The organism is Maritalea mobilis (assembly GCF_019800885.1).
Lineage (GTDB): Bacteria > Pseudomonadota > Alphaproteobacteria > Rhodobacterales > Rhodobacteraceae > Roseibacterium > Roseibacterium beibuensis.
Map to the genome: position 1 here is coordinate 660476 of NZ_JAHVKE010000002.1, position 22271 is coordinate 682746.

Here is a 22271-nt window from a genome sequence, read left to right on the forward strand (position 1 = left end):
AAGTACAATTTGCGTAATGGCGCGGAAGACTCTGCAAATTCGCACGATCTTCGCCAGGCTATGCCCTCTGCGCTTCTCTATTGCATCGCCGAACAGGACAGGCGACATTCCGGCCAAGTTGTGAGCAACTGCACGGTGGCTTCATGGACAATTGGGACGAGATCCGCACCGCGTTTCAGGTGGCGCGCATGGGAACGGTCTCGGGCGCGGCGGAAGTTCTGGGCGTCCATCACGCCACGGTCATTCGTCATATCGACGCGCTGGAAAATCGTCTGGGGGCAAAGCTGTTCCAGCGCCACGCCCGCGGTTACACCGCGACCGAAGCGGGGCAGGACCTGTTGCAGGTGGCCGGCCAAGCCGATGACCAGTTCACGCAACTCGCCGGGCGCATCAGGGGGCGCGGCGACGAGGTGACGGGCGACCTGCTGGTTACGTCGCTGGCCTCTCTCTCGCCGCTGCTGGTGCCAACCATTGCCCAGTTTCAGGACCGCCACCCGGACGTGCGGGTGCGCCTGATCTCGGACGCGCGTCTGTTCCGGCTGGAATATGGCGAGGCGCATGTCGCCATCCGCGCCGGCAAGCTGCCCGATCAGCCCGACAACGTGGTGCAGCCGTTTTTCACCCAGACGATCCGGCTCGTGGCCAGTTCCGACTATGTCGAGAAACATGGCATGCTGACCGAAGAGACGATCGAGCAGCACAGGTTCATCGGCCCGAACGAGGATACGCCCCGCGCGCCCTTCTACCGCTGGCTTATGGAAAACGTGCCCGACCGGGCCGTGGTGTTCCGTGCCTCTCACATGGAAACGGTGAAAGAGGCGGTGCTGGCGGGGATCGGCATCGGCTTTATCGCCGGGTGGGATCAACGCGGCACGGATGACCTTGTCGATATGCTCCCCTCGATGGAGGACTGGTCGGCCAAGATCTGGCTGGTCACGCATATGGATTTGCACCGCACGGCCAAGGTGCAGACCTTCGTCAAACACCTCAAGGAACAGGTGAAGACCTGGCCCGTGGAGTGACCGGCAGCGCAGTTGTCAAACCAGCGGCAGAGGCGCGGCGCGGGCATATCGCCATGCTGGCCTTTTCCGCGCTGGTGGCGGGGTCATTCTCGCTTGGCGGGCAGATCGCGAACGAGATCGCGCCGACCGCGCTGAACGCCATTCGCTTCGTCATCGCCGCCGCCGCGATCTGGGCGGTGGTGAGAGCGCGGGGCGGGGTGCCGAGTTTCGCCTGGGCCGCGCCGTGGCGCTACCTGATCCTTGGCGGGTTCTTCGCCGTCTATTTCGTGACGATGTTCGAAGGGTTGAAAACCGCGCCGCCCGTGTCGGCGGCGGCGGTCTTTACCCTGACCCCGGTGATGAGCGCGGGGTTCGGCTGGCTGATGCTGCGCCAGGGGGTCAACCCGCGCATCGTGGCGGCGCTGGGCCTCGGGGCGGTGGGCGCGCTATGGGTGATCTTCCGCGCGGATTGGGCGGCGTTCACGGCGTTCGAGGTCGGGCGGGGCGAAGCGATTTTCTTCTGGGGCTGCGTCGCGCATGCGGCCTACACCCCCGCCGTGCGCTGGCTGAACCGGGGCGAGCCTGTGCTGGTCTTCACCTTCCTGACGCTCTCGGCCTGCGCGGGCATCCTGCTGGTCTATGGTGCGGGCGACATTCTGGCGACCGACTGGCTGGGCCTGCGCCCGCTGGTTTGGGTGACCCTGATCTATGTTGCGCTTATCGCCAGTTCGACCACCGTGTTCCTTGTGCAATACGCGTCCATGCGCCTGCCCTCGGCCAAGGTCATGGCCTATACCTACCTGACGCCAAGCTGGGTGCTGTTGTGGGAACTGGCGCTGGGCCAGCCGGTGCCGCCCGCGATGGTGCTGGTCGGGGTTGGCTTGAGTTTCGGCGCGGTGGCGCTGCTGCTGAAAGAGTGAATCGTGGCGGTAGCCGCCGTTTTCCGGTATGACGGGCGCATGAGAAACATCATCTATCTCGTCGGGTTGGTCGTGATCGTGCTCGCCGTGCTGCGCTTCGCAGGGATCGTTTAACTTTCGGGCATGTCGCCCGTACCGTTGCCCAGTTCGCGTTCGAGAAAGGCCTCGAAGGCATCGAGATTGACGGGCTCGAACTGTCCGAAGCCCTGCATCCAGACAGAAGCGGATTTCAGGGCGTCAGGCTCCAGCTTGCACCATTTCACGCGCCCGCGTTTCTCCTGCGTGATGAGACCGGCGGCGGCGAGGATGGTGAGATGTTTCGAGATCGCGGCCAGCGACATCTCGAAGGGCTCGGCCACGTCGGTGACGGCCATGTCATCTTCCAGCAACATCGACAGGATCGCCCGCCGCGTGGGATCGGCGAGGGCGGCAAAGACCTGATCGAGCTGTCTGGACATGAGGGCAGTTAGCGATGGCTGGGGCTTATCGTCAACCAAACGGTTGAATATGGGTTCGGGCGGCTGGCGGTGTGGCGGATTTGCCCGAATTTGAAAAATAGACGCAAAAACAGATATTTGGATCGTTTTTTCGTCGCTGCAATGCGCGTTGACTCCGGCGCGGCCTCTGCCTAGGTTCCGCCCGACTTCCCAAGGGGTGTCTTTAGCCATGTCCGAGCCATCCGAAAGCGACCGCCTCAAGGCGCTTGAGGAAAAGCTGGCTAAGGCGAAGGCCCGGCAGGCGCCGGCAAAGCCCCATACGGAGGAACACTATTCCCAGGCGCAACTGGCCTGGCGGATGGTGATCGAGCTTGTTGCCGGGTTGGGCATCGGGTTCGGGATCGGTTTTGGCCTGGATACCCTGTTGGGGACGCGGCCTTGGCTGATGATGGTTTTCACGATCCTGGGCTTCATCGCCGGGGTCAAGACGATGATCCGCTCGGCCGAAGAGGTGCAGCGGAGCGAAGTTGAAAAGGCCGCGACACCAGACGCGGCGGATGGGCAAGACAAGGGGTAACGGGACGTGGCGACCGAAAGCACCAATACCACCGGCAAGAGCGGCATGGGCCGCATGATCTTCTTCGCCCTGATCGCGATCGCGCTGGTGCTGTTCGCATTGGGCGTCGCCGACGATTACGAGGGCGGCCTCGCGATCCACCCGATGGACCAGTTTATCGTGACGCCCTTGTTCGGGGATGGCCCGGTGCATTGGTACACGCCCACCAACGTGACGCTGTGGATGGCGCTGGGTGTTCTGTCGATCCTCGCGCTGATGGTGCTGGGCACCCGCGGCCGCGCCGTCATCCCGTCGCGCAGCCAGTCGATTGCCGAACTCGCCTACGGGTTCGTGCGGAAGATGGTCGAGGACGTGGCAGGCAAGGACGCGCTGCCCTTCTTCCCCTACATCTTCACGCTGTTCCTGTTCATCGTGTCGGCCAACTTCCTGGGTCTGATCCCCGGGTCATTCACCACCACCTCGCATATCGCGGTGACGGCGGTTCTGGCCATGGCCGTGTTCCTGACGGTGACCATAGTGGGCTTCGTCAAGAACGGTGCAGGCTTCCTGAGCCTCTTCTGGGTGTCGTCGGCGCCGTTGGCGCTGCGCCCGATCCTCGCCATCATCGAGGTGATCTCGTATTTCGTGCGCCCCGTCAGCCACTCCATTCGTCTTGCGGGCAACCTGATGGCAGGTCACGCCGTGCTGAAGGTGTTCGCGGGCTTTGCGGGCGTCATGGGTGTGGCCGGTATCGCGCCGATCGTCGGGATCATGGCGATCTACGGCCTCGAGGTGCTAGTGTCCTTCATCCAGGCCTACGTCTTCACGATCCTCACCTGCGTCTACCTCAAGGACGCACTTCATCCGCATCACTGATCGGCGCCCGGGCCGGGACGGCCCGCGCAGATCACCGAAATTCTCGAACTTCCAACGTAAGGAGCAAGGACCATGGAAGGTAATATCGCAGAAATGGGTCAGTTCATCGGTGCTGGCCTCGCCGCAATCGGTTCCGGCGCAGCCGCCATCGGTGTGGGCCACGTTGCCGGCAACTTCCTCGCAGGCGCCCTGCGCAACCCGTCGGCCGCTGCCGGCCAGACCGCGACCCTCTTCATCGGCATCGCGTTCGCCGAGGCTCTGGGCATCTTTGCCTTCCTCGTCGCCCTGCTGCTGATGTTCGCCGTCTAAGGCATCTTCCGAACCTTCCTTACGGCCGGGGCGTGGCCGAGACATCGCCGCGCCCCGCAGTAACCCCGGTTCCAGGAGGACATCATGGCCGAAGACGCCGAACATAGCGTTGCAGATGCAGCGCACGGGGCCGCGGATGCCGCCCATGGCGCCGCCGACGCCGCGCATAGCGCGGGGCCGGGGATGCCGCAGCTCGATATCGCGACCTTCCCCAACCAGATCTTCTGGCTGGTGGTCACGCTGGTCGTCATCTGGCTGATCCTCGACAAGATCGCGTTGCCGCGCATCGCGTCGGTCCTGGCCGAACGCCAGGGCACCCTGACAAACGACCTGGCCGCCGCCGAGGACCTGAAGCGTCAGGCCGCCGAAGCGGAAAAGGCCTATGAACAGGCGCTCGCCGATGCCCGTGCCGAGGCGCATCGCATCGCCGACGAAACCCGTGCCGAGATCCAGGCCGGGCTGGCCGAGGCCACGGCCCGTGCCGACGAACAGATTGCCGCCAAGACCGCGGAAAGCGAAGCCCGGATCGCAGAGATCCAGGCCAGCGCCGCGCAATCGGTGGAAGAAGTCGCCCGCGACGTGACCGCCGAGATCGTCTCGGCCATCGCGCCCGGTCAAAGCGTGGATGCCGACGCGGTGAATGCCGCCGTCACGGCCCGGATGAGAGGATGAGCGACATGCGCAAGGCCCTGATCCTGTCCATTGCCCTGTTGTCCGCCGGCCCCGCGCTGGCGGCTGGTGGTGACTATGGCTTCACCTCGCTCTTCAACACCAACTTCGTGGTGCTGATCGGCTTCCTGTTCTTCGTGGCGATCCTGTTCTACTTCAACGTGCCGACCCTGATCGGTGGCATGCTGGACAAGCGCGCCGACGGCATCAAGGCAGAGCTGGACGAAGCCCGCGCGCTGCGGGAAGAGGCCCAGACCCTGCTCGCCGCTTACGAGCGCAAGCAGCGCGAAGTGGCCGAGCAGTCCGAGCGGATCGTCAGCCAGGCCCGTGCCGACGCGCAGGCCGCCGCCGACCAGGCCAAGGCCGAGCTTGAGCGCTCGATCGAGCGTCGCCTGCAAGCCGCCGAAGATCAGATCGGCAGCGCCGAAGCCAAGGCTGTGCGCGCTGTGCGCGACCGCGCCGTCGAGGTGGCCGTTGCCGCAGCGGGCGAGTTGATCGCCAGCAAGATGGCCGCGGCAGACGCCAACAAGCTGATCGACGACTCGATCACCGAGGTCGAAGCGCGCCTGCACTGAGACGCGACGACTGACACCAAAAAAGAAACGCCCCGGACCTGCATGGTTCGGGGCGTTTTCTTTTTTGCGCGCGTGGGTTCGCTTATTGGTCGAAGCTGCCCAAAGCGTCGAAATCCACCTGCTCCATATGCGCGATCATGGCCTCGGACGGCGCGCCGCTGACCTGAACCAGAACCCGCCCGCCGATCAGCGCCGACAACTCGCCATCGGCATCGAGGAAGTTTTCGCCATTGATGCGCTCGATCCGGCCCATCGCGCCCATCAAAGTCGCGTTGCCCAGCATCCCGGCCATGGCGCCGACCATCGGGTTGTCGGCCACGTAGGTGATCGTGAAACTCCCCTCCGGGCCGGAATAGCTCGCCTCGGCGGCGGAGCCCCCGCCCATGAAGCCCAGACCTGCGGCGGCCTCGTCCGAGACCTCGCGCGTCCAGCCGTCGAGCGCCGGGGGCAGGAAGGTTTCCAGGCCCTCTGCCTGTAGCTCGTTCAGAAGCTGGGTCGCGTAGGCGACTTCGCCCAAGGCATCCTGGATCTCGCCCGCCTCATAGGCGGTGATGGCGGCGCTCAGCGCATCGGTGATGTCGTCTGCCGCTGCGGACAGCGGTGCGAAACAGGCGGTGGCGGCGAAGACAAGGGAGAGGCGGCGCATGGGACGCTCCTTTCAAGTTGAGTCACGCGCAGTCTAGTCCAAAGGCGCGGGCATCAGAAGGTCAGGATATGCTGCCCTTCGCCGCGCGCCTGTCATGCGTCAGACCCCTAGCCATGGCGCGCGGCCCAGGTCGGTTTGGCGTCGTTTGGCTGTGTGGTGGCCGAGTAGACGCCGCGCGCGATGGCCCGCGCCATGCACAGCGCCGCTGCATGGCCGAGCATTAACGTGTCGCCCACGGGGTCCGCCAGCGGCTTGGCCCCGGTCGCCGCCGCGAAGACAAGGTCGCCGTCCATCGGTGTATGGCTGGGATAGATCGCGCGGGCGAACCCGTCATGCGCCGCGGTGGCCATGCGGGTCGCCTGGGCCTGCGTCAGGTTGGCATCGGTGGCGACGATGGCGATGGTGGTGTTCTGCGGCTCGGCCCCTTTCAGCGCGGGATGTGCGGCAGGGTCGAAAGCGTCGGCAGGCGCGGGACCAAGGCCGCCGAACTCGCCCCCCATCTCGAAGGGCGCGGCCCAGAAATGCGCGCTTTCGCCAACGGTCACCCGCCCAAGCGCGTTGACGGCGACAAGCGCGCCAACGGTGAAACCGCCGACTGTGACCGAGGCCGATCCAAGCCCGCCCTTGAGGTCCGCGATCAGGGCACCGGTTCCCGCCCCCGCGCTCCCCAAGGTGAAGCGGTCGCCAGCCGCCTCAAGGGCTTCGCGGCCAAGGCGCTTGTAGGGGTTCTCGGGCCAGGCCTTGTCGCCGCCGTTGATCAGGTCGAACAGGATCGCGCCGGGGACGATCGGCACGGTCTGGTCGCCCACGGCAAAGCCGCGCCCGCGCTCTCGCAGGGCATCGGCCACGCCCGAGGCGGCGTCGAGGCCGAAGGCGGAACCGCCCGACAGGACCAGCGCGTCGGCCTGCTGCACGGTCTTGTCGGGGGCCAGGAGGTCGGTCTCGCGCGTGCCGGGCGCGCCGCCCATGACATGCACGGCAGCGGTAAAGGGCTGCGCCCCCAGAAGGACGGTGACGCCGGTCTTTATCGCGGCGTCCTCGGCGTTCCCGACACTCAGGCCGGCAATATCGGTGATCAGGTTGCGCGGGCCGGGGCGGATCATGGCGCGGTGCCTTTCTGCATCAGGTGGGGCACGTGACCCCGAAGCGACCCGAGCGCTGTCAAACGGTCGGTTTCGCCCAAAGGGCAATCGGGGGACGCATGGGCGGCAGGCAGGACAAGGATCAGCGTGTCCTGCGCGATGGCGGTCAGCCGAGCGATTGTGGCCGGGTCGAAATACGGGGCGAGGCGTTTGTCGGCGCCCGCCCGGGGGATCACCTCGACATGGTCGAAGTCCAACTCGGGCGCGACATCCCAAAGATGCGCGAAGGCCAGCGGCTGGCTGGCGAAATCGCCCGCGAAGACGGTGATCTCGGCCGGTAGGCGCGCAAGCCGGGCCATCAGATGCAGCGCCCCCCGTCCACCTCCATCGCAACGCCGGTGATCATCGAGGCCGCGTCGGAACACAGGAACGCCGCCGCCTCGCCCATGTCCTCGGGGGTGGAGAAGCGCCCGATCGGGATGGTCGACAGGAATTTCGCCCGCATCTCGGGCGTGTCCTCACCCATGAAACTGGACAGGAGCGGCGTTTCACCCGCCACCGGGGCCAGCGCGTTGACGCGGATGCCCGCGGGGGCAAGCTCCACCGCCATGGCCTTGGTCGCGGTGATCATCCATCCCTTCGACGCATTGTACCAGTTCAGCCGGGGCCGGGGTGAGAGGCCAGCGGTCGAGGCGATGTTGAGGATCGCACCCGCGCCCTGTGCCTTCATCTGCGGTACGATCTCGCGCGCGGTCAGGTAGACGGACTTGGCGTTGACGGCGAGGACGCGGTCGAACTCTTCCTCGCTGACGTCTTCCAGCGGGGTCGGCAGGTGGGTGATGCCCGCGTTGTTCACGAGGATGTCGATCCTGCCCCATGCCGTCAGGGCGGCCTGGGTCATCGCCGCGACAGACGCGCCGTCGGCCACGTCGACAGTTTGCGCGATGCCGCCCACCTCCTCGGCCACGGCGCGGGCGGCGTCGGGGTTGATGTCGGCGACCATCACTTGGGCGCCCTCACGGGCGAAGATGCGCGCGATGCCTGCGCCGAACCCCGATCCGCCGCCCGTGACGATGGCGCATTTCCCCTCAAGCCGCATCGGCCTCTCCCTTCGTGGTTTTCAACTGTTCGAGCGCCGCGCGGATGTCGTCCGGAAAGGCCGTGGCGCGGCGCGCTTCAAGATCGAAGAAGACCGAGACATGGCTTGCCTCGAAGACCAGCGCCCCCGTATCGGCGCGGTAGAGCCGATGCGCGAAGCGGGCGGACTTGGTGCCCACATGCTCCACCCGGCTTTGCATCACGATCACGTCGCCCGACAAAAGCTCGGCCCGGTAATCGGCTTCGAGATGGGCGGCGACAAGGCCAAGGCGGCGCTCCGCCATCGCGGCGCGGGACAGGCCGAAGCGGGTCATCATCGAGAACATCGCGTCGGACACGGCATCGACATAACGCGCCACGTTCATGTGGCCGAGTATGTCACACTCTGCGGGCTGAACGGGTCGGCGCAGCGTCTCGATACCGTAAGCGGGAAGGTCAGTCATTCGGGGGCCTGTGTTTGCTGGGCATGGCGGGCGGCGTCGATCTGGCGGGCGCGCCGCATCGGCCAGAAGGCGAGGATCGCGCCAAGGCCGCCGCCGATATAGCTGGCGTCATGCATGAAGCCCGCGCGCAGGAACTCGGTCGGGTCCACACCATCGGGCAGGGTGAGCGAGGCATCCAGCCAGCCGGTCGCGGTGACGATGATGCCGCCGAGAAGGCCCGCCACCGCGGCAAAGGTGGCGAGGATCACGACAAGCCCAATCGCCCCGATCCCGGCGGCCAGGTAGCTGGCGTTCCGGGGAACCGCGACAAGCCCGTAGAGAAAGGCCGGAAGCCCCACCAGAGCCCCCATCCACCAACTCGCCTGCGCGCCCACAACGGCGGCGGCAAGGCGTGGGGCCATCCCCGGGTCGGTGCCGAACTGGGCGAACTTGTAATCCTCGAAATAGCTGGGGCCGACGGAATAGCTGATCTGGTTATGGAGCGCGCCGAACAGCGCGGCAGCCAGCGCCGCCAAGGCCAGCAACAGGGCGAAGACCGGGAATTTTCCGAAGCGTGACATGGCGTCTCCTGATGATCGCGGCGAGGCTAGCGGGCGCGCGGGGTTTGCGAAAGCCCCCGCGCGGCACCCCTTACCCGTGATGCGCTGCGACGGTTTTCAGGGCAGAGAAGCCGTAAAGCGCCTCGAACCCCTTTTCGCGGCCATGCCCGGAATGGCCGACCCCGCCGAAGGGCAACTCGACCCCGCCCGCAGCCCCGTAATTGTTGAGAAACACCTGCCCCGCGCGCAGGCGTTTGGCCAGCCGCATCTGCCGCCCGCCATCCGACGACCAGACCGAGGCAACCAGGCCATAGGCCGTGCCATTGGCGATGCGCACGGCGTCTTCCTCGTCCTCGAAGGGCAGGAGCACCTGCACCGGGCCGAAGATCTCCTCTTGCGCCAGCCGGTGGTCTGGATCGAGGCCCGAGATCAGCGTCGGCGCGACGTAGTGGCCGCCTTTCGGCGCATTATCCAGCACCTCGCCCCGCGCGATGACCTCCGAAGGATCGGCCAGCGACAGGTAGCTTTCCACGATATCCTTCTGACGGGCGGAGATCAGGGGGCCAACGTTCAGATCCGCCATGGCCGGGCCGACGCGCAGGGCGCGGTAGGCCTCGGCCATCCGCTCGGTCACCTCGTCCATGCGGTCGCGCTGCACAAGGATGCGGGAGGAGGCCGAGCAGGTCTGGCCTGCGTTCTGGATGCCCGCGTTGACCAAGAAAGGCAGGGCCTTGTCCACGTCGGCATCCTTGAACACGAGTTGCGGGGATTTCCCGCCCAGTTCCAGCGTGACGGGGACCAGGTTCTCGGCCGCCGCGGCCTGCACCTTGCGCCCCGTCCCGACCGACCCGGTGAAGGACAGGTGCCGCACGCCCGGATGGGCGGTCAGCGCCGCGCCGGCCTCGTCCCCCAGCCCCGGCACCACGTTCAGCGCGCCGGGCGGGAACCCGGCTTGCCGCGCGAGATCGGCAAAGGCCAGCGCGGTGAGGCACGCCTCTTCGGCCGGTTTCAGGACGCAGGCATTGCCCATCGCCAGAGCCGCGCCGATGGACCGCCCGATGATCTGCATCGGGTAGTTCCACGGCACGATATGGCCGGTGACGCCGTGCGGCTCGCGCAGGGTGTAGACGGTAAAGCCGTTCTGGAACGGGATCGTTTCGCCCATCACCTTGTCGGCGGCGCCGCCGTAGAACTCGCAATAGCGCGCCAGCGCGATGACGTCGTTCTTGGCCTGTTGCAGGGGCTTGCCCACATCGGTCGCTTCCATCTCGGCCAGCGCGTCGAAATGCTCACTCACCAGTTGACCGAGATGCAGCAGCAGGCGACCGCGCTCGGCGGCGGTCAGGGCGCCCCACTCGCCCTGCAAGGCGGCCTCGGCGGCCTGCACGGCGGCGTCGATATCGCGGTGATCGCCGCGCGCGATGCGCCCGATCTCCTCCCCGGTCGAGGGGTTTTCGAGCGGTAGGGTGGTGCCACCGGCGCAGGGTTGCCAGCGGCCGCCGATGAAGACTTGGGTCGGGTCAAACCAGGGTGTCATGGGATCCTCCGATATGGTCTGGCAGGCGCGGGGCGGCCTTGAGCAGGGTTCGGGTATAGGGGTGCGTGGGCGCGGTGAAGACGGCTTCGGTCGCGCCCTCTTCGACGATCTTGCCGGACTGCATCACAAGAACACGGTCGGTGATCGCGCGCACCACGGTCAGGTCATGGCTGATGAAAAGGTAGGAGAGGTGGAACTCCCCCTGCAACTCGGCCAGCAGGTCGAGGATGCGCGCGCGCACCGAGACATCGAGGGCCGACACCGCCTCGTCCAGCACAAGGAGCTTGGGGCGGGTGATGAGGGCGCGGGCAATGGCGATGCGCTGCCTCTGGCCGCCCGAGAATTCGTGCGGGTACTTGTGCATGTCGTCGGGGGAGAGATGCACGGCGGTCAGTGCCTCGGCCACGCGGTCGCGTCGGTCGCCCCCGCGCGGTGGATCGGGCAGCAAGTGAAAGGGTTCCGCGATCAGCCGCTCGACCCGCCAGCGGGGATTGAAACTGCCATACGGGTCCTGGAACACGACCTGGATATCGGCACGCGCGGCGCGCGGCATCTGGGGCGTGACCGGCGTGCCGTTCAGCCGGATCGCCCCGCCCTGGATCGGGTCGAGGCCCAGGATCGCGCGCGTCAGCGTGGATTTCCCGCAGCCGGATTCCCCGACAAGGCCCAGGCTTTCGCCCTCGTGCAGCGCAAAGCTGACCCCATCGACGGCGTGGAGCGGCGGGCTCCGGCGAAAGCCCTGACGCGGGCCGGGGTAGCTGCGCGTGACGTTCTCGACGGCCAGCAGGGGGGCGGGGTCGGGATACGTGGCGCGGTCGGGCTGGTGCGAGGAGGCCGCGAAAAGCGCGCGGGTATAGGGGTGATCCTGCCGGGCGAGGACGGTCTTGGTCGGCCCGGTTTCCACGATCTCGCCCGTCTGCATCACGGCGATGCGGTCGGCCATGTCGGCCACCACGGCGAGGTCATGGGTGATGAGCAGCAGCGACATCCCCTCGTCCGCCACGATATCGCGCAGCAGGTCGAGGATCTGCGCCTGCGTGGTCACGTCCAGCGCGGTGGTCGGCTCATCCGCGATCAGAAGGCGAGGGTGCAGCGCGATGGCGGCGGCGATGCAGACACGCTGTCGTTGGCCGCCCGACAACTCGTGCGGGTAGCGGTCCATCGGGATATGCTTGAGGCCCACGCGGTCCAGCCGGTCGCGCGCGATGGCGCGGGCCTCGGTCGCATCGGCCTTGCCATGGATCGTCAGGGTCTCGGCCACCTGCGCGCCGATGGTCTGCACCGGGTTCAGCGCGGTCATCGGCTCCTGGAAAATCATGCCGATCTCATTGCCGCGCAGGCGGCACAATGCGGGTTCCGACAGCGACAGAAGGTCCGTGCCGTCGAGACTGGCGCGGCCGGTCGTGGCCGCGCCGGTGGGCAGCAGGCCCATCAACGCCAGCGCGGTCATGGATTTGCCCGAGCCGCTTTCACCCACCAGCCCGAAGATCTCGCCCGGCGCGATGTCCAGCGAGACGTCGCGCAGGATCGGCTGGCCGTGGATGGACAGCGACAGGCGGTCGAGCGCGATCATGTCCGCCCCCGCCTCAGCCGCGGGTCGAGCACATCGCGCAACCCGTCGCCCATCAGGTTCAGCCCCAGCACCATCAGCACGATGGCCAGCCCCGGCAAAACGGCCAGCATCGGGTGGGTGTAGATCATCGTCTGTGCCTCGGACAGCATGCGGCCCCAACTGGGCGTGGGCGGCTGCGCGCCGAGGCCCACGTAGCTGAGCGCGGCTTCGGCAAGGATGCCCAAACTGAACTGTATGGTCGCTTGCACGATCAGCAGGTTCAGGATGTTGGGCAGGATGTGTTCCGCGCTGATGCGGATGCGGCCCTTACCGGCGGTGCGGGCGGCGAGGATGTAATCCAGCGTCCAGAGCGGCAGCGCGCCCCCGCGCGCCACGCGGGCAAAGACGGGGATGTTGAATATGCCGATGGCAAGGATCGCGTTGGTGGCCGAGGGGCCGTAGCGCGCGGTGATCAGGATGGCGATGACGAGCGAGGGGAAGGCGAAAATCAGATCGTTGCCGCGCATGATGACCTCGTCGAGCAGGCTGCCGCGCCGGGCGGCGGCGGCCAGCCCGAGGGGCACGCCAAGGCCCATGCCGATGCCCACGGCAAGGATCGCCACCGCGATCGAGGTTTGCGACCCCACCATCAGGAGCGACAGCACATCGCGGCCCAGCTGGTCGGTGCCGAGCGGATGCGCGAGGCTGAAAGGTTGCAGCCGGTCCGCGATGGACACGCCATCGACCGGGTAGGGTACCCAGACGAGCGAGATCAGCGCGATGATCAGGAAGGCCCCGGACAGGACGGCGCCGAGGATGAGGGCAGGGGGCAGGCGTCTCATCTGCGGCGCAACCTCGGGTCGACAAGGGCATAGGTGATATCGACGAGGAAGGTCACGAGGATCACCGAGAAGACCAACAGCATGGTTACGGATTCCACCACGATCAGGTCGCGCTGCGTGATGCCCTGGAAGATCAGCCGCCCGAGGCCGGGCAGGAAAAAGACGTTCTCGATGATGATCGCGCCCGCCAGCAGGAAGGAGAATTGCAGCCCGATGATCGTCAGCACCGGGATCAGCGCGTTGCGCAGGGCATGGCGGCGGATCGCTTGCCCACGGCTCAGCCCCTTGGCGCGGGCGGTGCGCATGTAATCCTGCGAGAAGGTCTCCAAAAGCGCCGACCGCATCACGCGCGCCAGGATCGAGGCCTGCGGCAGCGCCAGCGCGATGGCGGGCAGCGTCAGGGATTTGAGCGCCAGAAACGGGTTGTCCCAGCCCGGAAAGCCGCCCGCCGAGAACCATTGCAGCGTCACCGCGAAGAGCAGGACCAACAACATCGCGAACCAGAAATTCGGGATGGCGATGCCCAGTTGCGTCGCGCCCATGATGCCGTAATCCACCACGCCGCCCCGGTTCGAGGCGGCAAGGATGCCGATGGGAAAGGCGATCAGCGTGGACAGCGCCAGCGCCATCGCCGCAAGCGGCAGCGACACCTGCAACCGGTCCAGCACCAGCTCGGCCACCGGAACGCGGTAGGTGTAGGATGTGCCGAAATCCCCCGTCAGCATACCGCCGATCCAGTCGAAATAGCGGCTGAGTGCGCTGCCCCCCAGACCCAGTTCATCCCGCAGGGCGGCTAGCGTCTCGTCGGTGGCGTTCAGGCCCAGCATGTAGGTGGCAGGATCGCCGGGGATGACCTCGATCACCGCGAAGATCACGACGCTGGCCACGATCAGGGACAGCGACAGCGACAGGGCGCGGATCAGGAGGTAACGCAGCATGGGGCCGACGTTAGACGCCGCACCCGCCCCATGCCAGAGGGGACTTGCCAGAGCGTGCGCGCCTTGGATAATTGCCCGTGGCCGGGGCGATGGCGTCGCCCGACTTCAAGGTCTGTCCGCCCTGAACGCCGGGGCCTTCTGTAAAAGGAGGGTCGGCCGATGGAGCGCCCCCAGTTCTTCCGATTTCACAATGGCGAAAAGGCCCCGCTGCCGTTTTCACAGGCCGAGTATGACAGCCGCCTGATGGGCCTGCGCTCGATCATGGATGCGCATGGGCTGGACGCGGTTGTCCTGACCTCGATGCATAACATCGCCTATTACTCGGGCTTTCTCTACTGCGCGTTCGGGCGGCCCTATGGGTTGGTCGTCACGGCGTCCGAGGCGGTGGTCATCAGCGCGGGCATCGACGCGGGCCAGCCATGGCGGCGCTGCGCCTGCGATGCGATCACCTACACTGACTGGGAGCGGGACAATTACTGGCGCGCGGTGGCCCATGTGGCGGGCACCGGGCGGCATGTGGGGATCGAGGAAGATCACATGACGCTGGCGCACTGCGAAAAGCTGCGCCATTTTCTGCGCCCCCAGTCCAGCCTCGATATCGCACCGCAGACGATGCGTCAGCGCATGGTGAAATCCGAGGCCGAGCGCGAGTTGATCCGGGCGGGCGCCAACGTGGCCGATGTGGGCGGCTATGCCATCCGCGACGCGATTGCCGAGGGCGTGCGCGAGATCGACGTGGCCATGGCAGGGCGCGACGCGATGGAGGCCGAGATTGCCGCGCGCTTTCCCGATGCCGAATATCGCGACACCTGGGTCTGGTTCCAGTCTGGCATCAACACCGATGGCGCGCATAATCCGGTGACGGGCCGCAAGCTGGCGCGCGGCGATATCCTGTCGCTGAACACCTTCCCGATGATCTCGGGCTACTACACCGCGCTGGAACGCACACTGTTCGTGGGCGAGGTCGATGACGCCTCGCTGGCATATTGGCAGGCGAATGTCGGCGCGCACGAGTTGGGTATGAGCCTGATCAAACCGGGTGCGACCTGTGCCGGGATCACCCATGCGATCAACGATTTCTTCGCGGAACGTGACCTGCTGCAATACCGCAGCTTCGGCTATGGCCATTCCTTTGGCGTGCTGTCGCATTACTACGGCCGCGAGGCGGGGCTGGAACTGCGCGAGGATATCGACACCGTGCTGGAGCCCGGCATGGTCATCTCGATGGAGCCGATGCTGACCATCCCCGAGGGGATGCCGGGCGCGGGCGGCTACCGCGAGCATGATATCCTGATCGTGACCGAAGACGGGGCCGAGAACATCACCGGCTTCCCCTATGGACCGGACCACAACGTGATCTGAGCCGGTCATTTTGATTTGAGTCATCGCGGCGGCGGCGCGGTTTGGGGCAGGACGTCCTCGACCGAACGGAGCCTTCGCGATGACACGCCCCACGCCCCTTGGCCGCGATTTGCCCACTTGGGCGCTGATCCCCTTTGTCCTGCTGACCTTTGCGATCACATGGGGGTTGTTCGCGGGGTTCGTCGCCTATCAGGAACAGGTCGAGGCCGCGACCGGCCCCCTCAGCGGGCGGCATCCGGGGTTCGTGCTGGCGACATGGGCCCCGGCGATTTCCGGCGTCACGATGGTCTTGGCCTTCGGCGGGCTGCGGGGGCTGCGCGGCTACCTGTCTAGGTTGTTGCTGTGGCGGGTGTCCTGGCCTTGGGTTTTGTTCGTCCTGCTGGGCGTGCCGCTGATCTTTGCCATCGGGTCGCTGATCAAGGGCAACCTGTTCAGCGATCCGTTTCCCTTCGACGCGCTGGCCCCGCTCCTGGGCACGGTCGCCTTCATGGCGATCCTCGGCCCGATGGAGGAATTCGGCTGGCGCGGCGTGGCCCAGCCGATCCTGCAACGCCACGTCGCCCCGCTGTTCGCGGGCGTGATCATCGGCACCGTCTGGGGCCTGTGGCACCTGCCGGCCTTTCTGCTCAGCGGTCTGGCGCAAAGCAGTTGGAGTTTCGGCCCCTTCCTCTTGGGCAACATTGCGCTGGCGGTGCTGGTGGCTCCACTGTTCAACGCCGCGCGCGGTTCGATCCTGTGGGCCATGCTGTTTCACTGGCAGGTCAACATGCCCATGTGGCCCGATGCGCAGCCCTATGACACCTGGGTCTTTGCCGGGGCGGCGGTGGTGGTGGTCTGGCTGAACCGCAAGACCATGCTGCGACGGGACGGGGCGGTGACGCGGGTCATCCCGGCCTGAGCGGCGTTCATCAAACTGACATATCCCCGTAACGCAACCGTCACGGCCATGCGCCAAAGGAAGCGGGTGCAATTCTGCGACAACCCTTGGGGGACCCGTATGACCACCCGCTTCCTGACGCTGACCTCGGCGCTGGCCCTGATGGCCGGCCCCGCCTTCGCGCAAGACATGAATTTCAACCGCATCGCGTCCTTCCGCGTGGCCGACAACACGCCCGACGCCGAGGAAACCTCGGCCGAGATCATCGCGGCCACGGCGGACGGCATGACGCTGGTCTATACCGACAGCCCCGCGGGCGTTGTCGGCTTCATCGACATCACCGACCCGGCCAACCCCGCCGCCGCCGGTGTGATCGAGCTGGACGGCGAGCCGACCTCGGTCGCTGTCATGGGCCAGATCGCCTACCTGGGCGAGAACACCTCGGAAGATTACGTCACCACCTCGGGCGTTCTGCACGCCATCGACGTGGACAGCCGCGCGGTTCTGGCCAGCTGCGACCTGGGCGGCCAGCCCGACAGCGTCGCCATCGCGCCCGATGGCAGCTTCGTCGCCGTCGCGATCGAGAACGAGCGGGACGAAGACCTTGGCGATGGCCGCGTCGGCCAGATGCCCGCCGGGTACGTCGCCATCGTCGAGACCGCCGAGGGCGGCTTGAACTGCGACAGCATGATCATGGCCGACGTGACCGGCCTGGCCGACGTCGCCCCCGAAGACCCGGAGCCGGAATTCGTCGCGATCAACGCCGAGGGTGAGATCGTCGTCACCATGCAGGAAAACAACCATATGGTTGTCCTGAACGCCGCGGGCGAGGTGCTGAGCCATTTCTCGGCCGGCGAGGTCACGCTTGAAGGCGCCGACACCGAGGAAGAGGGCGCGCTGGTCTTCGACCAGACCATCACTGTCCCGCGCGAGCCGGATTCGGTCGCCTGGATCGACGCCGATCACTTCGCCACCGCCAACGAGGGCGATATGGATGGCGGCAGCCGCGGCTGGACGATCTTTCACCAGGACGGAACGGTGGTTTACGAAAGCGGCCTCGATTTCGAGCGCGCGATCATCGAGATCGGCCACTACCCCGAAGAACGCTCGGGCAACAAGGGCGTCGAGCCCGAGTCGATCACCGTCGACACGTTCGGCGGCGTGCCCATGGTCTTCGTCGGGTCCGAGCGCGGGTCGGTCGTGGGCGTCTATGACGTGACCGACCCCGCCGCGCCCGTGCTGATGCAGCTTTTGCCCTCGGGCATCGGGCCGGAAGGCTACGTGACCATCCCCGAGCGCAACCTGCTGGTCTCGGCCAATGAAACCGACGATGCCGGCCCCCGCGCTCATGTCATGCTGTTCGAATACCAGGACGCACCGGCGGTCTACCCGCACCTGACCAGCGCCGGGACCGAGGAACTGATCGGCTGGGGCGCGATCTCGGGGCAGGTCATGGCCGAGGATGGCACGATCTACGCCGTCTCCGACAGCTTCTACGGGATGCAGCCGACGATCTTCCACATCGACGTGAGCCAAACGCCCGCCCGCATCGTGGACGCGATCCGCGTGACGCGCGAAGGTCAGCCCGCGCAACTGCTGGACATGGAAGGCATCACGCTGGACGGCGAAGGCGGCTTCTGGATCGCCTCGGAAGGGCGCAGCGACCGCTTGGTGCCGCACGCGATCTACCACGTGGGTGCCGATGGCGCGATCGAGGACTACATCGCGCTGCCCGACGCCCTGCTGGCGGTCGAGCGTCGCTTCGGCTTCGAAGGGATCACCCGCGTCGATGACATGCTCTACATCGCCGTGCAGCGTGAATGGCGCGACGATCCGGAAAACCACGCCAAGGTTCTGGGCTACAACCTGGAAACCGAAGAATGGTCGGTCATCCACTACCCGCTGACCGATCCCGACACCGGCTGGGTCGGCCTGTCGGAGATCGTGGCGCATGGCGACTACGTCTATTTCATCGAGCGCGACAACCAGCTCGACACCCGCGCGGTGACCAAGATCATCACCCGCGTGCCCCTGTCGTCCTTCGAGGCGATGGTCCCGCTTGGCGACACCCCCGCCGTGCTGGAGCCGGAACTGGTCGTTGACCTGCTGCCTTACCTGACCTCGACGGGCGGTTACATGCTCGACAAGGTCGAGGGATTGGCCATCGCGCCCGACGGCACGATGTGGATCTCGACCGACAATGACGGCGTCGACGACCATTCCGGCGAGACGATGTTCTTCGCCATCCCGCCGATGTAATTCACCCAATTGCTTTCATGAAGATCCGGCCCCCGCCTTGGCGGGGGCCTTTTCCATCGGGCCGTCAGGGGGCGTTTTCCTCAAGGAAAACGGGACGGAAAACTCGAGTTTTCCGTCTGTCACCCGGTTTGCACGGTGCGCGCAATCTCCTCGGCCAGCCGGTCATAGACCAGCCGCACACGGCGGGAATTATGCACCTCGCGATGGGCGACCAGCCAGACGGGGAACCGCACCAGCGCGTCGGTGCCGGGCAGCACGCGGGCAAGTGCCGGTTCGGCATCGCCCAGCCAGCCCGGTGCCGCGATCATGCCCACCCCGGCCTGCGCCAGCGCCCATTGCACGTGGTGATCCTCGGTCAGGACGGGGAAGCTGTCGGGCGTCACGCCATAGCCCTGCTCGCCCAGAAGGCGCAGGTAGGTGTCGGTGGCATCATATCCGATGAAGGGCGCTTCGCTTAGGTCAGCCGGGCTTTGCACCGGCCCCAGTCGCGCGATCAGGTCGGGGGATGCGTAAAGCCATGCCTCGTCATGGGTGATCAGCCGCGCGGTCAGGTCGGGCTGCGTTGGGCGGACGTGACGGATGGCGATATCGGCCTCGCGCCGCATCAGGTCGCGCACGGCGTTCGAGGCGACGATGGTGATGCGCAATCCCGGCGCCTCGTCCCGCAGGCGGGCAATCACGGGCGGCAGGATATGGGCGGCATAAAGGTCCGAGGCGGTCACCGTGACCTCGCCCGCGATCTCGTCCGACTGTCCGCTGGCGGCCAGCGCCAGGGCATTCGCTGCCTCGCCCATCGCGCGCACATGGTCGATCAGTTTCAGCCCCGCCTCGGTCAGGTCCATCCGCTTGCCCGCGCGGGTGAACAGCGTCACGCCGAGTTCTTCCTCGAACGCCGCCACTTGCCGCCCCAGCGTTGGCTGGGTCAGGCCAAGGGCGCGGGCGGCAGCGGACAACGACCCTTCTTCGGCGGTGACGAGGAAGGCCCGCGCGCGTGTCCAGTCGAAGGTGATACTACGCCAATCCATGCGAATACGCATAACATGAATGCCATAATGGTCAATTTATTGAATGTAAGTGCATGGATATATCCCTCGCCAAGGCAGATGGAGATTTGAGAAGGAGGTCGACCATGAAAGCGGCAGTTTATGAAAATTACGGACCGGCCGGGGTTGTCCAGATCACCGAGATCGCACGCCCAGAGCCCAAGGCGGGCGACATCCTGGTGCGCGTCGGCGCGGCCGGGGTGACGACGGCAGATTGGCGGCTGCGCGCGGCTGCGTTCCCCGGCCTCATCAGCAAGCTGGCGGGACGGCTGATGTTCGGCCTCTTTGCCCCGCGCAACAAGGTTCTGGGGTCAGACTATGCCGGCGAGGTGGTCGCGGTCGGCGCTGGCGTTACCGGGTTTCGGCCGGGCGACCGTGTCTTCGGCTTCGCCTCGGGCGGGGCGCATGCCGAGTACATCGCCGTGAAGGCCGAGGGCGCGGTTCTTACCACCCCCGCCGGGCTGACCGACACGCAAGCGGCGGCTCTGCCCTTCGGCGCGCAGGCCGCGCTCGAATTCCTCGACCGTTTCGCGCAGGTGAAACCGGGCGAGCGGGTGCTGATCGTCGGCGCTTCGGGCGGTGTCGGGGCCTATGCGGTGCAGATCGCCAAGGCGCTGGGCGCGCATGTCACCGGCGTGGCCAGCGGAGCCAATCGCGCGCTGGTCGAGGGGTTGGGCGCGGATGCCTTCGTCGATTACCGCGAGGTCGATCTTGCCTCTCTCACCGGTCCGTTCGACGTGGTGTTGGAGACCATCGGCGTGATGAGCTACCCGACCGTGGCCGGGATGCTGGCCCAAGGCGGGCGTTTCGTGCCGCTGAATTTCGGGCTGGGCGATGTGTTTGCTGCGCGCAAGGCAAAGCGGAACGGGCATTCCGTGATCCTGAAGGTGAATGGCGACAGCAAGGCGGGTCTGAAACGCCTGTCGGACATGATCGAGGCGGGCCGGCTGCGCCCGGTGATCGACCGCGTCTATCCATTCGACCAGATCCACGCGGCATATACCCATGTCGAAACCCGCAGCCGCAAAGGGGCCGTGGTCCTGAAACTGCCCGGGGCCGAAGCCTTGCCCAAAGCCGCCTGACAAAGGAAAAGCCCGGCATGGGCCGGGCTTTTCCACGGTCTTCAAGCTGAAATCATTCGACCCAGCGTACGCCGGTCAGGTCGTTGGCCTGCGTGGGCGAGTTTTCCCACAACCCTTCGATATTGGCGTTCGCGACCCCCGTCTTGGCCAGCTGGAACAGGAAGCCGTTGACGAAATCCGCCGCGATCATCTGCTGGGCCTGCTGGTTCAACTCGGTCCGCGCGGCGGGGTCCGAGGTGACGGCCAGCTCTTCCATCAGCGCCTGGAAGGCGGGGTTGTCATACTGGAAGTAATACTCGGGCCGGGCGTAGATGTTGATATCGGCAGGTTCGGTATGGCTGACGATGGTCAGGTCGAAATCATACCCGCGAAACACCTGTTCCAGCCACTGCGCCCATTCGAGATTGGTGATCTCGGTCTCGATCCCGACCTCGCGCAGTTGCGCCGCGATGATCTCACCGCCGCGCCGCGCATAGGCCGGCGGCGGCAACATCAGCCGCAGGGTCAGATCCGTCGCGCCCGCCTCTTCCAGAAGGGCACGGGCCGCGTCGGGATCGTAATTCGAGTTGGCGGTCAGGTCGACATAGTCGGGATTGTGCGGCGCGAAATGCGTCCCGATGGGCGTGCCGTAGCCGAACATGGCCCCGTCGATGATGTCCTGCCGGTTGATCGCATGGGTGATCGCCTGCCGCACCCGGATGTCATCGAGCGGCGCTTGGGCGTTGTTCATCGCCAGGATCGTTTCCCCCTCGGTCGATCCGACGATGACCGTGAAGCGCGGATCGGCCTCGAAGGTGGACAGTGTCTCGGGCGCGGGGAAGTTCGGGAAGGCATCCACGTCACCCGCCATCATCGCGGCAAACGCGGCGTTCGGGTCCGAGACGAAGCGGAAGGTCGCGGCCTCCAGCGCCGGGGCCTCGCCCCAGTAGTCGGCATAACGGGTCAGCTCCACTCGGTCGCCCTGCACCCATTCCGCGAACTGGAACGGGCCGGTGCCCACCGGGTTGGTTGCGTTGGTCTCGGCGCTTTCGGGCGCCACGATCACCGCGTCGCCCCAGGCCATGTCGAACAGGAACGCGCCGTCCGGCCCATCCAGCGTAACGGCGACGGTCGTGTCATCCACCGCCTCGACCGAGACGATATTCGCAAAGAGTGACGGCTGCGCGTTGGTGGAACCTTCGGCACGCGCCCGGTCGAGCGAAAACACCACGTCTTCGGCCGTCATCGCGCTTCCATCATGGAAGGTGACGCCCTCGCGCAGGTTGAAGGTGTAGATCGTGCCGTCCTCGGAAATCTCCCAGCTTTCGGCAAGGCCGGGCACGATCGAGCCGTCCGAGGCAAAGCGCGTCAGCCCTTCGAAGACGTTGGCATAGACCACTTCGTCGATGGCGGCGGCCGCGCCGCCGGTCGGATCGAGGTTGGGCGGCTCAAGAACCATGCCGATGGTGATGTCGGTCTGTTGCGCAAGCGCGGCGCCTGCGGTCAGCGCGAGGATCGCGGCGCCGGTGCGAAGCGAACGGATCATTTTGTGCGTCTCTCCCTGTGATGGCACGTCGCCGCATATTGCCGCGCCGCGATGCAAAAATCTTGGGGAAAATGCACCTTTTTGCGGCAGGCGACAGCACGAG

The 22271-nt window shown here is 66.2% G+C and carries 24 protein-coding genes; 11 read left to right on the top strand and 13 right to left on the bottom strand.

The annotated features are described in order from the left end of the window. Window positions 1-143 precede the first annotated feature (143 nt). Both KUV65_RS12105 and KUV65_RS12110 read left to right on the top strand, forming a co-directional pair. The gene (locus KUV65_RS12105) at window positions 144-1022 is read left to right on the top strand and encodes a LysR family transcriptional regulator (protein WP_222190942.1); all 879 of its coding nucleotides are present in this window, start codon (window positions 144-146) and stop codon (window positions 1020-1022) included. Beyond that, window positions 1019-1921 carry a DMT family transporter gene (locus KUV65_RS12110; protein WP_222190943.1) on the top strand — a complete coding sequence of 301 codons (903 nt, stop codon included), beginning with the start codon at window positions 1019-1021 and terminating at the stop codon, window positions 1919-1921. The genes KUV65_RS12105 and KUV65_RS12110 overlap by 4 nt, the downstream gene beginning before the upstream one ends. Before the next feature lie 110 nt (window positions 1922-2031). Here the strand turns inward: KUV65_RS12110 and KUV65_RS12115 are convergent, their stop codons facing one another. After that, window positions 2032-2379 carry an ArsR/SmtB family transcription factor gene (locus KUV65_RS12115; RefSeq protein ID WP_222190944.1) on the bottom strand — a complete coding sequence of 116 codons (348 nt, stop codon included), beginning with the start codon at window positions 2377-2379 and terminating at the stop codon, window positions 2032-2034. Window positions 2380-2587: 208 nt separating this feature from the next. On the opposite strand from KUV65_RS12115, the gene KUV65_RS12120 reads away from it, so the two are divergent. The 5 genes from KUV65_RS12120 to KUV65_RS12140 all read left to right on the top strand — a co-directional run bounded on the left by KUV65_RS12120 (window position 2588) and on the right by KUV65_RS12140 (window position 5343). Further along, window positions 2588-2935: an AtpZ/AtpI family protein gene (locus KUV65_RS12120; protein ID WP_222190945.1), complete on the top strand. Its 348-nt coding sequence runs from the start codon at window positions 2588-2590 to the stop codon at window positions 2933-2935. Window positions 2936-2941: 6 nt separating this feature from the next. Further along, window positions 2942-3790, top strand: coding sequence for a F0F1 ATP synthase subunit A (locus tag KUV65_RS12125; protein WP_308124661.1), 849 nt, complete (start codon window positions 2942-2944; stop codon window positions 3788-3790). Between the two features lie 72 nt (window positions 3791-3862). Beyond that, window positions 3863-4099 (top strand): F0F1 ATP synthase subunit C, encoded by a 237-nt coding sequence (locus tag KUV65_RS12130; RefSeq protein WP_222190946.1) that lies wholly within the window; start codon window positions 3863-3865, stop codon window positions 4097-4099. A gap of 84 nt (window positions 4100-4183) precedes the next feature. Beyond that, window positions 4184-4771: a F0F1 ATP synthase subunit B' gene (locus KUV65_RS12135; RefSeq protein ID WP_222190947.1), complete on the top strand. Its 588-nt coding sequence runs from the start codon at window positions 4184-4186 to the stop codon at window positions 4769-4771. Next, window positions 4768-5343 (top strand): F0F1 ATP synthase subunit B, encoded by a 576-nt coding sequence (locus tag KUV65_RS12140; RefSeq protein WP_222190948.1) that lies wholly within the window; start codon window positions 4768-4770, stop codon window positions 5341-5343. The genes KUV65_RS12135 and KUV65_RS12140 overlap by 4 nt, the downstream gene beginning before the upstream one ends. Before the next feature lie 82 nt (window positions 5344-5425). On the opposite strand, the gene KUV65_RS12145 is transcribed toward KUV65_RS12140, so the two are convergent. From KUV65_RS12145 to KUV65_RS12190, 10 genes are all read right to left on the bottom strand, one after another. Beyond that, the gene (locus KUV65_RS12145) at window positions 5426-5989 is read right to left on the bottom strand and encodes a hypothetical protein (protein ID WP_222190949.1); all 564 of its coding nucleotides are present in this window, start codon (window positions 5987-5989) and stop codon (window positions 5426-5428) included. A 107-nt stretch (window positions 5990-6096) separates the two neighbouring features. Then, window positions 6097-7092, bottom strand: coding sequence for a P1 family peptidase (locus KUV65_RS12150; RefSeq protein ID WP_222190950.1), 996 nt, complete (start codon window positions 7090-7092; stop codon window positions 6097-6099). Further along, complete coding sequence (locus KUV65_RS12155; protein WP_222190951.1) at window positions 7089-7430, bottom strand: hypothetical protein; 342 nt, start codon at window positions 7428-7430, stop codon at window positions 7089-7091. The genes KUV65_RS12150 and KUV65_RS12155 overlap by 4 nt, the downstream gene beginning before the upstream one ends. Next, window positions 7430-8170 carry a glucose 1-dehydrogenase gene (locus KUV65_RS12160; RefSeq protein WP_222190952.1) on the bottom strand — a complete coding sequence of 247 codons (741 nt, stop codon included), beginning with the start codon at window positions 8168-8170 and terminating at the stop codon, window positions 7430-7432. Before KUV65_RS12160 ends, KUV65_RS12155 begins: the two co-directional genes overlap by 1 nt. After that, the gene (locus KUV65_RS12165; protein ID WP_222190953.1) at window positions 8160-8612 is read right to left on the bottom strand and encodes an acyl-CoA thioesterase; all 453 of its coding nucleotides are present in this window, start codon (window positions 8610-8612) and stop codon (window positions 8160-8162) included. Before KUV65_RS12165 ends, KUV65_RS12160 begins: the two co-directional genes overlap by 11 nt. Further along, window positions 8609-9172 carry a hypothetical protein gene (locus tag KUV65_RS12170; protein WP_222190954.1) on the bottom strand — a complete coding sequence of 188 codons (564 nt, stop codon included), beginning with the start codon at window positions 9170-9172 and terminating at the stop codon, window positions 8609-8611. The genes KUV65_RS12165 and KUV65_RS12170 overlap by 4 nt, the downstream gene beginning before the upstream one ends. 70 nt (window positions 9173-9242) lie before the next feature. Beyond that, entirely contained in the window at window positions 9243-10688 is a 1446-nt protein-coding gene (locus tag KUV65_RS12175; protein ID WP_222190955.1) for an aldehyde dehydrogenase family protein, read from the bottom strand. Next, on the bottom strand, window positions 10672-12261 hold the full coding sequence (locus tag KUV65_RS12180; RefSeq protein ID WP_222190956.1) for an ABC transporter ATP-binding protein: 1590 nt from the start codon (window positions 12259-12261) through the stop codon (window positions 10672-10674). The genes KUV65_RS12175 and KUV65_RS12180 overlap by 17 nt, the downstream gene beginning before the upstream one ends. Continuing rightward, entirely contained in the window at window positions 12258-13082 is an 825-nt protein-coding gene (locus KUV65_RS12185) for an ABC transporter permease (protein ID WP_222190957.1), read from the bottom strand. Before KUV65_RS12185 ends, KUV65_RS12180 begins: the two co-directional genes overlap by 4 nt. After that, on the bottom strand, window positions 13079-14020 hold the full coding sequence (locus KUV65_RS12190) for an ABC transporter permease (RefSeq protein ID WP_222190958.1): 942 nt from the start codon (window positions 14018-14020) through the stop codon (window positions 13079-13081). Before KUV65_RS12190 ends, KUV65_RS12185 begins: the two co-directional genes overlap by 4 nt. Before the next feature lie 159 nt (window positions 14021-14179). Here KUV65_RS12190 and KUV65_RS12195 point away from each other — a divergent pair, with 159 nt between their 5' ends. From KUV65_RS12195 to KUV65_RS12205, 3 genes are all read left to right on the top strand, one after another. Next, a complete protein-coding gene (locus tag KUV65_RS12195; RefSeq protein WP_222190959.1) occupies window positions 14180-15382 on the top strand; it encodes an aminopeptidase P family protein in 1203 nt (400 codons plus the stop codon). Window positions 15383-15461: 79 nt separating this feature from the next. Further along, the gene (locus KUV65_RS12200; protein WP_222190960.1) at window positions 15462-16280 is read left to right on the top strand and encodes a CPBP family intramembrane glutamic endopeptidase; all 819 of its coding nucleotides are present in this window, start codon (window positions 15462-15464) and stop codon (window positions 16278-16280) included. A gap of 99 nt (window positions 16281-16379) precedes the next feature. After that, the gene (locus KUV65_RS12205) at window positions 16380-18518 is read left to right on the top strand and encodes an esterase-like activity of phytase family protein (RefSeq protein ID WP_222190961.1); all 2139 of its coding nucleotides are present in this window, start codon (window positions 16380-16382) and stop codon (window positions 18516-18518) included. A gap of 119 nt (window positions 18519-18637) precedes the next feature. Here KUV65_RS12205 and KUV65_RS12210 read toward each other — a convergent pair whose 3' ends face one another. Then, complete coding sequence (locus KUV65_RS12210) at window positions 18638-19543, bottom strand: LysR family transcriptional regulator (RefSeq protein WP_222190962.1); 906 nt, start codon at window positions 19541-19543, stop codon at window positions 18638-18640. A gap of 104 nt (window positions 19544-19647) precedes the next feature. Here KUV65_RS12210 and KUV65_RS12215 point away from each other — a divergent pair, with 104 nt between their 5' ends. Then, window positions 19648-20643, top strand: a complete 996-nt coding sequence (locus tag KUV65_RS12215; RefSeq protein WP_222190963.1) for an NAD(P)-dependent alcohol dehydrogenase — start codon at window positions 19648-19650, stop codon at window positions 20641-20643. Between the two features lie 52 nt (window positions 20644-20695). Here the strand turns inward: KUV65_RS12215 and KUV65_RS12220 are convergent, their stop codons facing one another. Beyond that, window positions 20696-22168 carry an ABC transporter substrate-binding protein gene (locus KUV65_RS12220; RefSeq protein WP_222190964.1) on the bottom strand — a complete coding sequence of 491 codons (1473 nt, stop codon included), beginning with the start codon at window positions 22166-22168 and terminating at the stop codon, window positions 20696-20698. Window positions 22169-22271 lie beyond the last annotated feature (103 nt).